The organism is Kordia zhangzhouensis, from assembly GCF_001005305.1.
GTDB classification, from domain to species: Bacteria; Bacteroidota; Bacteroidia; order Flavobacteriales; family Flavobacteriaceae; genus Kordia; species Kordia zhangzhouensis.
Map to the genome: position 1 here is coordinate 225202 of NZ_LBMH01000004.1, position 14263 is coordinate 239464.

General features: G+C 34.3%; 11 protein-coding genes. 3 read left to right on the forward strand and 8 right to left on the reverse strand.

The genetic code is table 11. From position 1 onward, the window contains the following. Nucleotides 1-105 precede the first annotated feature (105 nt). Together AA088_RS07680 and AA088_RS07685 are read left to right on the forward strand one after the other, a co-directional pair. Nucleotides 106-948, forward strand: coding sequence for a DUF2911 domain-containing protein (locus tag AA088_RS07680; protein ID WP_046744378.1), 843 nt, complete (start codon nt 106-108; stop codon nt 946-948). A 149-nt stretch (nt 949-1097) separates the two neighbouring features. Next, nucleotides 1098-2474 carry a vanadium-dependent haloperoxidase gene (locus AA088_RS07685; RefSeq protein ID WP_046744379.1) on the forward strand — a complete coding sequence of 459 codons (1377 nt, stop codon included), beginning with the start codon at nt 1098-1100 and terminating at the stop codon, nt 2472-2474. 76 nt (nt 2475-2550) lie between these two features. Here the strand turns inward: AA088_RS07685 and AA088_RS07690 are convergent, their stop codons facing one another. From AA088_RS07690 to AA088_RS07710, 5 genes are all read right to left on the reverse strand, one after another. Next, the gene (locus AA088_RS07690) at nt 2551-4839 is read right to left on the reverse strand and encodes a leucine-rich repeat domain-containing protein (RefSeq protein ID WP_156168480.1); all 2289 of its coding nucleotides are present in this window, start codon (nt 4837-4839) and stop codon (nt 2551-2553) included. Nucleotides 4840-4926: 87 nt separating this feature from the next. Continuing rightward, on the reverse strand, nt 4927-6738 hold the full coding sequence (locus tag AA088_RS07695) for a sodium:solute symporter (RefSeq protein ID WP_046744381.1): 1812 nt from the start codon (nt 6736-6738) through the stop codon (nt 4927-4929). Nucleotides 6739-6856: 118 nt separating this feature from the next. Further along, entirely contained in the window at nt 6857-9388 is a 2532-nt protein-coding gene (locus AA088_RS07700; RefSeq protein WP_046744382.1) for a PIG-L family deacetylase, read from the reverse strand. Nucleotides 9389-9546: 158 nt separating this feature from the next. Continuing rightward, the gene (locus AA088_RS07705) at nt 9547-9810 is read right to left on the reverse strand and encodes a hypothetical protein (protein ID WP_156168483.1); all 264 of its coding nucleotides are present in this window, start codon (nt 9808-9810) and stop codon (nt 9547-9549) included. A 24-nt stretch (nt 9811-9834) separates the two neighbouring features. Continuing rightward, nucleotides 9835-10032: a hypothetical protein gene (locus AA088_RS07710; protein WP_046744384.1), complete on the reverse strand. Its 198-nt coding sequence runs from the start codon at nt 10030-10032 to the stop codon at nt 9835-9837. Between the two features lie 160 nt (nt 10033-10192). Between AA088_RS07710 and AA088_RS07715 the strand changes: the two genes are divergently transcribed. Further along, the gene (locus AA088_RS07715; RefSeq protein ID WP_046744385.1) at nt 10193-12067 is read left to right on the forward strand and encodes a M1 family metallopeptidase; all 1875 of its coding nucleotides are present in this window, start codon (nt 10193-10195) and stop codon (nt 12065-12067) included. 237 nt (nt 12068-12304) lie between these two features. On the opposite strand, the gene AA088_RS07720 is transcribed toward AA088_RS07715, so the two are convergent. The 3 genes from AA088_RS07720 to AA088_RS07730 form a co-directional block, all read right to left on the reverse strand. Further along, complete coding sequence (locus tag AA088_RS07720) at nt 12305-13246, reverse strand: hypothetical protein (RefSeq protein ID WP_046744386.1); 942 nt, start codon at nt 13244-13246, stop codon at nt 12305-12307. Nucleotides 13247-13303: 57 nt separating this feature from the next. After that, a complete protein-coding gene (locus AA088_RS07725; protein ID WP_156168486.1) occupies nt 13304-13609 on the reverse strand; it encodes a hypothetical protein in 306 nt (101 codons plus the stop codon). Nucleotides 13610-13800: 191 nt separating this feature from the next. After that, the gene (locus AA088_RS07730) at nt 13801-14262 is read right to left on the reverse strand and encodes a T9SS type A sorting domain-containing protein (protein ID WP_082106611.1); all 462 of its coding nucleotides are present in this window, start codon (nt 14260-14262) and stop codon (nt 13801-13803) included. Nucleotide 14263: the final 1 nt, after the last annotated feature.

Here is a 14263-nt window from a genome sequence, read left to right on the forward strand (position 1 = left end):
AGCATTATTCAAAAGTACGGTTTCTTATTTTAAGTATTTGTTAACATTTGCACATGTGGTTTCTGCGTAAATTCGTACCACAAAAACTTTAAATAACGAAATAGAATGAAAAAACTACTTTTGGCATGTTTCTTAGCAGCAGGAATTAGTGTTCAAGCACAAATAGAAACGCCTCAACCAAGTCCAAGTGCTAAAATTGAGCAAACAGTTGGATTAACAGATGTAACTGTTGAATACTCAAGACCTTCTATGCGTGGAAGAAAAATCTTTGGAGATTTAGTGCCTTATGGAGAGTTATGGAGAACAGGAGCAAATGCAAATACTAAAATTACATTCAGTGATGACGTAACTATTGGAGGAAAATCAGTAAAAGCGGGAACGTATGCTATTTTCACTAAACCAATGGCAAAAAGCTGGGAAGTATTATTGTATAGTGATACTTCAAATTGGGGAACACCTAGTGAATGGGATGATTCTAAAGTGGTAGCAAAAACAACAGTACAGGTTAATATGATGCCGTATGCTACAGAATCTTTTACAATCAACATTGGGAATTTGTCAAACAGAGGAGCAGATATTGAATTTAGTTGGGATAAAGTGTTGGTTATTGTTCCTTTTGCAGTACCAACAGATAGAAAAGCAACAGCTAGTATTGAAAAAATGATGGCAGGACCACAAGCAAACGATTATTTTTCAGCAGCAAGATATTATTTGCAAGAAGAAAAAGATATGTCAAAAGCAAAAATGTGGATTGATAAAGCAACTGAGATGACTAGTGACCAACCACGTTTTTGGTATTTACGTTTAAAATCGTTGATTTATGCTAAAATGGGGAACAAAACTGAAGCGATTTCTATTGCAAAACAGTCATTGAAATTAGCTGAAGATGCTGGAAATAAAGACTATGTAAAAATGAACAGAGATTCAATCAATGAATGGTCTAAGTAATTGAAAATATACTTTTACAACTTGTAAAGCCTTTTCAACTTGTTTTGGAAAGGCTTTTTTTATAAATATGTGACTTGAAAATTATTCGTCGTTTTTGAGTGATTTTTTTAAAAATAGATTAATTTCATGCGGTAATTAAACTAACTAACATGAATCTACCATTGCGGAAACTATTTTTTCTACTTATAGCAATAGTTACGTTTGTTTCTTGTTCAGATGAACAAATTGATAACGAATTGCAACCTATTACACCTATAACAACAGATGTCACCACTCAAGTTATCCTTGATTGGAATCAGCTTTGGTGTGAGTTAGATCGTCATGCAACAGGAATGCGACCAAATGCAACAACACGTGCACTAGCATATATACATTTAGCAGCTTTTGAAGTTTGTGTGACCGATATGGTAGGATATTCTTCTAATAAAGATAGATATGCTGAATTGATAATTGATTTTACCCAAAGGCAACCCGATGTCAATGTAGCCATTGCTCTCAATAGTTGTTATGCCACAGTAATGGATCATTTTATGATTAATGTAAGACCTGATATTGATAGTAAAATTGAAATTTTGCGTCAAGAAAAAGAAGATGAGCTTATTTCAGGAATTAGTAATGAAGTAGTACTAAACTCTCAAGAATGGGGAAATTATGTAGCTGCGCAAGTTATTGCATATAGTCAGACAGATATAGAGGCAGAAACGCAAATTTTAAGTCCGCAACCTACGTCATATGAGCCTCCTGTAGGAGAAGGATATTGGACGTATAGTCACGAAGCAGAAAGAGGATTATTTCCCTATTGGTCATCGGTACGAACCTTTGTAATTTCTTCAAATGAAACGTCTACAATTGCGCCACCATTATTGTATAGTGAAGATTCTTCTAGTAATTATTACGCGGCGATGGAAGAAGTATATACATCTAGTGAAACGGCTAGGCTAACAGAAAATGACGATTTATGGGTAGCTGAGTTTTGGTCAAATGATGTTGAAGGACTCATGATGAGTCCACCAGGTAGACAAATTTCTATTGCCAACCAATTGATTAAACAATACGATGTTACACATCAAAATGCACTTGTTTTATTGTTGAAGCTAGGGTTTTCGTTGAATGATGCTGCTGTTTCTACTTGGGCAGATAAGTATCAATATATGGTAATGCGACCTAGCGTTTACATTCAAGAGTTTATTGATCCCAATTTTCAAACAAATTTATACCCATATATTTCATGGCCAAATCCTACGTTTCCAAGTTATCCGTCAGGACACTCTTCGTTTGCTTCGGCAGCAGCGGGCATTTTTATTCATCATTTTGGAGATGCTACTGATTTTACCGATCGTTCTCATGAGGGAAGAACAGAGTTTAGAGGAACTCCTAGAACTTACAGTACGTTTTCAGAAATGGCAGAAGAGAATGCTTTTTCACGATTGCCATTAGGTGTTCACATGCGTATGGATTGTACCGAAGGACTGCGTTTGGGGTATGAAATATCGGATGCAGTAAATAATTTTGATCTTTCACAGTAAATTTCAACATAGAAAATATAAAAAAAGCCTTTCTATATACTTGTAGAAAGGCTTTTTTATTGAGAAATACATTTTGTTATTGACTACAATTTCCGGCAGTAATATCTTGTGGTGTTGGATTATAGGCGTTGTTCTCAATATGAACATCGGCACTCGTTCCGTTTCCATTTATAAACACGTTTTGCAATGCACAAAAATCGCTCAAGTTACTATTTGGACTTGGAACATACGAGCCAACATCTGTGAGTCTTGAACCAATGACGATAGAAGGAAGCGAAGTAGGCAACAAATTTGTTAAATTTTGTAAGCCATTTAAGCTTGTCAATCCGTTATTATTGTAAATAAATAGATATCTTATTTCAGTAATTTGTTCCATTCCTTGGAGAGAAGTAATTGCATGACAGTTGTTGATGTGTAATTCTACCAACTCGGTCAAGTTGCTTAAAGGCTGCAAACCATTTATCATAGGATTATTTCCCAAAATAATTCCTCCTAAAGAGGTTATATTCTCAAGTCCGTTCAAAGAAGCTAATACAGGATTATTGATAATCCTCGTGTTGCCAAGCGAAGACAGATTGCCTAATTGAGAAATAGAGCTTAACTGGTCATTTCCAGAAATTTCAAGGTATTGAATACTTGTTAAGCCGTTCAATCCATTTAAAGAAGTGATTGAGGTATTCTCTCGGATAATAAGGTTGGTCACTTCCGTAATTTGTTCTAAACCTTGTAAGTTTTGTAAGTTATTGTTGAATTTAATTTCAAGTCTGCCTGAAATATTTTGTATGCTTGATAAACCACTAATATCAGTAATATCAGTAGTCGTTGCTGCGTCGGGATTTACATTTGGGTCTCCAATAATAAGGTTTCCACTAATGGAAGAAAACTGAATTGCGCTAAAGTTGTCCACTTCACTCTGGCTAGAAAGAATCAAATCTCCATTAAAAACGCCTCCAGAATCTGTACAAGTACTCAGGTTGCCAATATGTATAGGATTTCCATCCATTTGAATATTTTCTAAAATGGTCCATTGCCCTGTATCTAAATCGTATAGTTGAATGTCTAAATTTTCAATAATTGTTGCACATGTAAGTACATCAATATCAATCATTCCATTGGTAATACTAAATGTATTGGTGTTGTTCAGGTAAATGTAACCGTTCGTAATCGGATTGCCATTGCAATTGGTTGCCATTCCTGAGATGGAAGTTGTGGTGAATTGTTCTTGAAACGCAATTGTTACAGACGTATCTGAACCAAAACCTCCCAATATTTCTTCGTGAATTAAGGCTGTATTGCATGCTTCTGAGTCAATGCCACCAAATACAGAAACTCTAATCTCTTCATTTATTGGAATTTGCGCACATTCTTGGATGTAGGAAGTATTCAATCCGGCATAGACCATTGCATTTGAATTTGCTGGTTGAATAAGCACATAATAAGGTGCGTTATTCGTAGTATTTCCAGAAGCCAACGTAAAGCAAAATTCTACAGATTCAAAATCAATATCTATGTTCCACCATGTAAAGTGAGCTACTTCTCCAACATATATGTTTCCAAATTTTACAGCTTGCCCTTCTTCTTTCCAATAACCGCGTTCTTCATCAAAATACCACAAAGGAATAAAATCTGGCGCATTGTCATTCATTATAGGAAATTCAAGGGTAGCTCTGTTTAATTCATTGATATTGATGCGTTCTCCGGAAGGAGAAAATAAATTAACAGACATCATTCCGTACGTTTCCAAACCAACTGCTTGGTTCTCTTCAGTTTGTCCAAACAAACTTCCGGGCATTTGATCGAATGTTTGTATAGGATTTTGACCAATGTGATGTAACACAACATCTACTTGTCCGTTGTAAGTTGTACCGTCTTGTCTCACAAACCCGCCTGTAAAGTTCACTTTGGTTCCGTTAGGCAGTGAAACTGTTGAAAATTCACCTGAATTGACAGAAGCAATGATTTCTTTTTTAAATAATATGATTTTGACTCTGTTTGTTTCACCATTTGGAATGACTGTTCTAGAGCCGTCTATATAGCCTTCTTTGGAAGCTTTGATGTATGCAAATTTTTCATAGACAGTTGCATTTTTTATTGAAAAAATACCGTTACGATCTGTTAAAGAAGTTGTATTTCCTATGGTTATGTTTACATTAGTAAGTTTAACGCCATATTGATCTTCTACAGTTCCGAAGAAATTGCCCGTAGTGAGTGCACCAAAGTTTTCAGCGATGAACATTTCATCACGTAAAATATCTTCTTGTGTTTGTGGATTTGGAATTGCTCTGGTATCAAAATCGTCTGAATCGCAATTTTGAAAACACACTAGACATAAAATTGCAATACAAAGTTGGGAAAGTTTGTTCATTACTTTTTTTTTGGTTGTATATCACAGATGTTCAAAACGATAAAAGGTTGCGTATGCAACCAAATTTTTCCTACAGCGATACTAATTTTAGTCAACTTTTCTTTGTAAAGATTGTGCTAAAAAAGCTAACATCATTACCAATACACAGCCAAATAAATTCAACCATAAATACGGCATGAGATCAATCCACCAAACAATAATTACAATAATTTGTGTGATAATTGCAGCAGTAAAGACGGCATTTCCTTTTACTTTTTTAAAGAAGAATGCTAATAGAAAAATTCCTAATACATTTCCGTAAAATATAGAACCAATGATATTTACTAGCTGAATTAAGTTTTCTGCTAAACTTGCAAAACAAGCAATGATGATGGCAAGAATTCCCCAGCCTAAAGTGAATAATTTAGTCATTTTTACATAATGAGCATCATCTTTAGAAGGATGAATAGAAGTTGTATTTTCTCTACTTCGTTTATACAAATCAATAGAAGTGATAGTTGCTAGAGCATTAATTTCTGAAGCTGTAGACGACATAGCGGCAGATAGGATTACTGCAAGTAATAAACCTATGAGTCCGTGTGGTAAATACTTTAGTATGAATGAAATAAACATATAGTCTCGGTCATTTGTTTCACTGTCTTTGGCAGCTTCTTTATACCAAGTTTTTAGTTCTGCTTTCTTTTCTTTGTATGCTTCACTTTCAGGAGTTGCTTCAAGTTTGGCTAGTTCTTCAGCAAGTTCATCATATTTTTTTCCGTATTCGGGATCAATCGTACGTTTGATTAAATATTTGGACTCTGCTCGGTATGATTTTTCAATACTATCTAAACGAAGTAATTCTTTTTTGTCACTTTCGTGAGATGTTTTTGCAAATTGCAAACTGACTACTTTTTTCTTGTCAAACAGATTTGTTTGTTTCTCTTGCAATGTTTTGTATTGGTCACTGTATTCAGAAGCTAATACTTTTTCTGTAGAAGCGTCAATAAAGTTTAAAGGAGCTTGGTTGAATTGATAAAAAACAAACACCATAATTCCAACAAGCAAAATAAAAAATTGCATAGGGACTTTAAGCAAACCATTGAACATCATTCCCCAACGCATTTCTTTTACTGATTTTCCTGATAAATAGCGTTGCACTTGACTTTGATCTGTACCAAAGTAGGAGAGAGCGAGGAAACTTCCACCAATGATTCCTGTCCAAACGGTGTATCGATTTTCCAAATCAAAAGAAAAGTCCAATACATTCATGCGTTCACTTGCTCCAGCAATACTAAGAGCGTTGGTAAAGGAAATGTCTTCAGGAATTAAGTTTAAAGTAATAAAGAATGCCGCAAACATTCCAGCAAAGATTACAAACATTTGTTGTTTTTGTGTCACACTGACAGCTTTAGTTCCTCCTGAAACAGTGTAAATAATTACTAAGATACCGATAATGATATTTAACGTAATTAAGTTCCATCCCAAAACAATGGATAATATGATTGCAGGAGCAAAAATAGTGATTCCTGCAGCTAATCCACGTTGTACTAAAAATAGAGCAGCAGCTAACACACGTGTTTTTAGATCAAAGCGATTTTCTAAAAATTCGTAGGCGGTATATACTTTGAGTTTATGATATAAAGGAATAAATACCATGCAAATAATTACCATTGCAATGGGAACTCCAAAATAGAATTGTACAAATCCCATTCCGTCGCTATATGCTTGTCCTGTGGTTGATAAGAAAGTAATAGCACTTGCTTGAGTAGCCATTACAGATAAGCCAATAGTCCACCATTTGGAACTATTTCCTCCTTTTATATAATCTTCCGAATTCTTGCTTCCGCGGGTTTTCCATGTTCCGTAACCAACAATAGCAAGTAAGGTTCCGATTAATACAATCCAATCTAATGTAAGCATGTGCAATAAGTTAAGAGAAAATTTTCATGATGATATAAAAAAAGAGAATGTAAGCGATGTTTGCGAGCAAAATTACCGAGTACATTTTTTTCCAAACAAATTTTTCAGAGTCCATAGATTAGTTTTTAAGTTCGGATTTAGTGATAATTTGAGATTTCCCTAGGGAAATCATATTTGTAAACAGTTTGTATGCTCCAGGGACACCTGCCGGCAATTCACGGAAAAAACTTAAACCTGTGTAGATGTAGTTTCCTTTACCATATTTTGCAACCAATAAGCTTCCTTCTTTGGCTGTTTCTCCTTTGTCATGCATTGATAGAATAGGAGTAAACTCTGAAGACCAATTACTAGGAAAATACAATCCGCGCTCTTGCACCCAACCTTCAAAGTCTTTTTCCTCAATTTTGTTAGGAAAATTAACGATAGAATGTTCTTTTGCTAAAATTTCTACAGTAGCATTTTCATCAGTTACACGATCTCTTGAAAGTTGTAAGTTATAAGGAGCTAACTCATGGGCATCTACTTTAATGCTTCGGTTTGTATTGTATTGAACAATTACATTTCCACCATTTTTTACATATTCTAAGATATATTTTTGTTTAAATTTAAGCTCATCGACGGTATTGTAGGCACGAATACCAACAACTACGGCATCATATTTTTGTAGTGATTCTGCATCAATAGTTTTTGGATCAATAATTTCAACATCATACCCAATTTGACGTAAACTTTCTGGAATTGCATCACCTGCTCCTTGAATATACCCTATATATTGTCCTCCTTTTTGGATATTTAAGCGAACAACTTTAGTTTCAGAAGGAAGTAAAACCGATTGTTTTGGAATGTGATCGTATTCAATTTCACTTAGTGCCTGTGTATATTTTTTATCATTGATATATACTTCTGGGACTAAAACCCCTTCACTTTGAGTTGCAGGAGGAATGACGGTAAACATCATGGTAACTTCATCACCTTTTTGTTCTATGTAAAGTTTTTGTTTGGCAGGAAATACTTTCCAACTATATGGATGCTTTATAGAAACGTAGCCTTCAATATTGTCTTTTCCTGCTTTGATTGTTACCGGAATTTCCTTAGCTTCTTTGTTTGAAAAAATAAGTACTTTATCTTTAAAATCAGCAGTAACAGCAGGCAAAACCTCAAAAGGCTGGTACAATTCACCTTTGTCAGGTTTGGAGTATCGGTACACTACAGGTTTTGTAATACGTATTGGTTTTCCTTCAATTTCTAAATTAAAAACAATGTTAGCAGGTCGCGGTGTTTCTGGCAACCCTCGTAATTGTTGATTTGGAACATTGTACATTCCTAAAGTTCCTTTTTCAGTTAGCCAATACGGAGCAGAAAATTGATCAGTAGCGATATTGATAGTTGTAGAAAAGTTTTCTTTTGTATTAGGTAAAAGTAAGATTCCTTTTGAAGAAGTTGTATTATCAGTGGTAGAGGTAATAGAAGTAAGCTTTATAGGAGCATTACTTCTGTTAAGCGCTTCAATATTTATTTGTACAGTAGATTTTGGAGTTGTACTAGGTGTTGCCGCAGAAGCTTCTATGTATAAACCTGCACATGCTTCAATAATAGTTTCAATTTCAGCTAATTTGATTGTTTTCCAGTGTTCGTCTTCTAAGTTTTGTATGAAACCATACGCTTGCATTAACGCAGGAATATGTGAAGCAGGATTGACAAAATTAAAGTTTTGCTCAATTTTATAAAGTATTTCTCCAATTGCTTTTCCACCTTGTACACGGTTCCATGAAGTGTCAATTCCAGAAAAAATATTGTTTTTATCTTCAGGGAAATCACCTTTCAAAAACTCTACATATTCTTGTTGTGTTCCACGAGTAGTTAATCGGCCAAATCCTTGACATAAGTGCTGACTGCTAGCAATAGAAGCTAGTTCGTTGTTAGATAACCCTTTTAACGGGTAATAGACACCAATATCAAAGTTTAGCATATTGCTTTTGTCAGCTTTTTCAAAATTTTCTTCACTTCCATAAAACCACCAAGAAGTATTAAAAAATAAGCGTTTAGGCTGCCAAGCGTCATACGTTTCAAGTTGAGAAGCGTATTTTGTTTTGTCGCCAGCAAGATCAAAAGCTTCCATACTCAACATTGCTGAGGTTGTATGGTGTCCGTGAGTTCTGCCTGGCGTTCTGTGATCAAAACGATTGATAATTACATCTGGTTTAAACTTTCGTATTGCCCAAACAACATCGCTTAATACTTCTTCTTTATTCCAAATAGAAAGAGTCTCATCAGGATGCTTAGAGTATCCAAAATCGTTGGCACGTGTAAACAATTGTTGTCCACCATCTACACGGCGAGCTGCTAGCAGTTCCTGTGTACGAATCACACCTAGCTGTTCTCTAATTTCTGGACCAATTAAATTTTGTCCGCCATCGCCGCGTGTCAATGATAAATAAGCAGTACGAGCTTTTACATTATTTGATAAATACGCAATCAATCGAGTGTTTTCATCGTCAGGATGTGCGGCTATATAAAGAGCAGAACCTAAGAAATTCAGTTTTTGTATTTTTTCGTAAATCTGATTTGAAGAAAGTTTGTTGGGTTGTTGCGCTGCACTTTGCAATATACTAGTTACAATTGCTATAATAAACAAGGTATATGTTCTCATTAGGAGCTATTTGGTTCAGTTATTTTCAAAAATAGAAAAGTTCATCTTTTAGTGCATCTTTTTAACGTTCTTTAACTTTCATTCAAAGTATTCACTAAAAAAGCGAACCGAAGTTCGCTTTTAGAATATTCTGTCAAAAATATTGATTGCTGTACTTTCTACGCTGGACAATCTTCCCAATAGCAAGAATTGGTTGAACCACAATTGACTTGTGTCTGACAATTATTGGTATTAGTTCCACCACCTCCACCAGGATATGGACAGTAGCAATCGCTCATGAAATCAGGATCATTGGATGGACAGTCTTGCCAATAGCAAGAACCTTGTTCAGACTCATATCCTCCTTTTACTGCTGTTTTTTCTAAATTAGAAATAGACTTTTTATTGAGTCTTAGTGTTTTTAAATTTTTTTTCTTCATCATTAAATAATTAAATATAGTTATACATTAATAACATGCGTAGCATTGTCCATTGTACCATACAATTCCATAACCAAAACAACGGTCTTGTGACCAGCTGATTGGCATTCCTCCAGTTTCTCCACAAGGCCCTCTAGATGGTCTTGGACCTTTTCCATATAAGTTTTTTTGTGTTTGTTTAGAAAGAACCCTAGTTCCTTTTAGATTTGAAATGTGTTTTAACATGATTACTTTTTTTTGTGGTTAACATTTTCAAAATAAGGAAACTAAGTGAAAGCAGATTACGGAATTACCGTACTTGTGATTTCTAAAACATTAATTAGAATATAGTTTTTGAGAATTTCCGTAGTTTTGAGGAAATCGAAACAAATTTATTTTTTAATCTATGATTAATTTTAAAAGTATAGTTTACACATTATGTATTTTCTTTATGGTGAGTTGTGTTACTGAAAAGAAAGAAACGAATGAAGAAATGATTAAAACAAATGACTATGCCGAAGATTCGCATTCGTACGCAAAACCAAATGAAGCCGTAGCGAAACATTTATTGTTAGATATTGAAGTAAATTTTGATCAAAAAATTATTACGGGCTCCGCCACTTATACAATTGAACATGAAAACGCATCATCGATTGTGTTTGATGTTAAGAATTTAAAAATTAACAGAGTTGTTGTTGATGGGAAAGAAGTAACTTTCAAATTAGGAGAAGAGAACCCTATTTTAGGCCAATCTTTAACTGTTCCTGTAAAAAAAGATTCTAAAGAAGTTGCGATAACCTATGAAACAACTGCTCAAACAGAAGCGTTACAGTTTTTAAATCCGCAACAAACAGCTGATAAAACCCATCCTTTTTTACTTACACAAGGACAGGCAATTTTAACACGCACTTGGATCCCGATTCAAGACAGTCCGCAATTGCGATTAACGTATACTGCTCATGTAAAAGTACCCAAAGAGTTACTTGCGATTATGAGTGCTGAGAATCCAAAAGAAAAAAATGATAGCGGGATATATTCATTTGAAATGAAACAACCAATCTCACCATACTTAATTGCTCTAGCTGTAGGAGATTTAGTGTACAAAGAAATTAGTCCCAGGACAGGTGTGTATGCTGAAAAATCAATGATAGAGAAGGTTCATTATGAATTTGCCGATATGGAAAAAATGGTAAAAGCAGCCGAAGGTTTGTATGGGGAATATGCCTGGGAACAATTTGATGTGGTCGTATTGCCTCCAAGTTTTCCGTTTGGAGGTATGGAAAATCCAAGGTTAACATTTGCCACGCCAACCGTAATTGCGGGAGATAGAAGTTTAACAAGTTTGGTTGCCCATGAATTGGCACATTCATGGTCTGGAAATCTAGTAACAAATGCTACTTGGAATGATTTCTGGTTAAATGAAGGCTTTACGGTGTATTTTGAAATGCGTATCATGGAAGCATTGTATGGAAAAGAATATGCCAATATGTTGGCATCTATTAGCAGGCAAGACCTTGCTGAAGAAATAGAAAATTTTCATGATCAAGCAGAAGCTACACGCTTAAAGTTAGACCTAAAAGGTAAAAATCCGGATGATGGAATGAACAGTATTGCTTATGATAAAGGATACTTGTTTTTACGTGCCTTGGAAGAACATGTAGGAAGAGAAAAGATGGATGCTTTCTTAAAGCAATACTTTACTGAACATGCTTTTTCAACAATGACTACCGAACGTTTTGTAAATTATATGAATGAAGAATTGTTGTTGAAAAATAATATCGCTTTTAATTATGATAAGTGGATTTACAAAGCAGGAATTCCTGGGAATGCTGTAAAAATACAATCGGACAAATTTGAAAAAGTAGACAAAGTACTTGCTGATTGGCGTTATAAAACGATAGAAGCATCAGAAGTCTGTGCACAAGATTGGAACATTCAACAAAAAATACACTTTATTAGAAATATCCCCGAGGATTTGTATGATGGACTCTTTGAAAAGTTAGATGCTGCGTGTAATTATACGCACGCAACCAATTCATACATCGCAATGGTTTGGTTTGAACAAGCGATTAATCATGATTATCATGGAAATAATGTAGATGAGCAAATTGAAAATTTCTTAATGAATGTGGGACGTCGTTGGTATGTTTCTACCATTTACAAAGCACTAAAAAGAAATAATCGATTGGAAGAAGCGAAAAAAATCTATGCGAAAGCGCGCCCAAACTATCACTCAGTTACGGTAAACACTATTGATGAAATGCTAGGAGTTTCGTATTAATTCTATCAAAAAGGATATTAAAAAAGAAAGGATAAAATGAGGGCACATTTTATCCTTTTTTAATGAGATGATATCTAAGCTTTGTAGGTCAAGCGTGGAATTATAACTTAAATACGCTTAGGAAATCATTTATCAGATTATCATTGTAAATATCGTGTTTTTTTAAAACTTACGGTTACGGTTTTACCATATACCCACTATTTGTTTGCTATTACGATCTTAGATTTTTTGTAAGATTTATAATCCTAATTCTTTTCTCAAAATACTATCTTTTACACTGTTCTTAGACCAGTAAGCACTCTTTATTTGCTTGATTTTCGTAGCTTTAGTTGTCAAGATTTTCGCTGCATTTCCATAACCAGTTTGTGTGGTTTCCGTCCAACTCAAAATATCGTGAGGAAAGTAAGAATTAAAGTGAATAGCAACCGTTCTTTTTAACTCAGGATACGAAATTGTGTAAGTAGTCAAACTGTCTGACGTGTCTAACTTTAATTCTGCTTTGTAGCTTTTTAAAGGAACATGTCGCATACGAATCATTTCAAAAGAAGGAATAATTTGATGTGTTCCTGTAGGCAAAGTATTGGGGGAAATTCGTAATTGCGCCCACAATTCATCCTCTATGATAGATTTTTCAAGATCTAATTTCTGGTCAGACTCACTTTCAAAGTAAGAATAAGATTGTACTTTAAATTTTTCTCTATTATTTAATTGCATAAATACATGTCCGCACCATTCTTGCATTGAAGAAGTTACCTTTATAGCGTGTTGCTGATTGGTTACAGGATAAAAAGTACTTGTCATAACGGAATAAGGATATATTCCGGTATTGAACTTTTTCGTAGCATTTAGCTTGAGGACAGATACGTTATCTGAACGTTGTGTGTCGGCTTTTACTTGTTTTGTAGGATTAAAATCTTCAGTGACATAAATCATGACAGCTTTTCCTTTGTGAATTTCTCCGTAACGCGCTTGTTCGAGTTGATACGAAGTAATTTCGGCAGTTCCCGCATACCAATAGTTGTTAAATGCTTCTGAAGTTGGTTGTGTAGGTTGTGATGTTTCTTTAGATAGAGGCGTTGAGAGAGTTTCAGATGGTTTATCAGTTGTGTTTGAACATCCTGTAATTATAGCAATTACAATCAAAAAGAATACTAGAAAAATTTGGGATATAAATTTCATCGTTTTTCTATAAAGATAATTAAAAAACGAAGATTGATTGTGTAACTTAACAGAGTCTTAATACAATTTTAGTGTATTCGTTTTGATACGAGAACGAATAATGAAGGCGATAATTGTGCATAAAATCAGTCCAATAACAATGACGAAAATCGTAGAAGTTTCTTCTTTTGGAGGCAGAGTAAAGTCTGTTTGGAAAGAAACCTCATTATTTTCAGATACTTCAAGATTGGCCCTGTCAAAAAAATCTGTATGATCAGAAGTTTCAGAAACACTAGCCACAGTTTGCGAAGTTTTTTGGGCATGCATAGACCACTGCGCAACGAATAGGAAAGAAATAATAATACAGCGTATAATTTTTTTCACTGATTGAGTATTTTAGGGAATCACACCTAAATTTACGTAAATCTTATTAAGAAAAGTAAAATTACTTTGCAAGAACACGTTATTAGTGTGTGAATGGTCTTAAATTTTATATGAACGGTACGTGAAATCGTATTTGCTTGACTCACAACCGTTCATATATATAACAATTCGAAACGTAAAAACCGACATTGCTATTTTTTAATAAAAGGAATTGTTATTTGATTGTCCAATTTCACTAGATAATAACCACTTTGTAAATGGGATATATCTACTTGTGAATTCGCTAAAAATAAAACTCCTTCAAGGATTTTTTTGCCTGATGTATCATATACGATATACTTTGTTTTTTTTTCCAAACCTTTAATAAATATATTCGTTGTTGCTGGGTTGGGAAATAGAACAATAGCATTAGAAGAAAGTATAGAATTTACAACAGATAGGGTTTCTAATACTAATGGATTAATAAAACCTTCTGAGACTTGAAAACCTCCTTGAAACTCCTGAATATTTACTTCTCCAACAGTATAAATAATCTGAAGGTTTGAAACGGAAACGGTTTCGCCGCCACTATCAATTGATTGATTTACTAATTGTTGGGAAAAACTCAAGCAGCTCCATAAAAAGACAAAAAGACTAATAAATTTCATCATCATT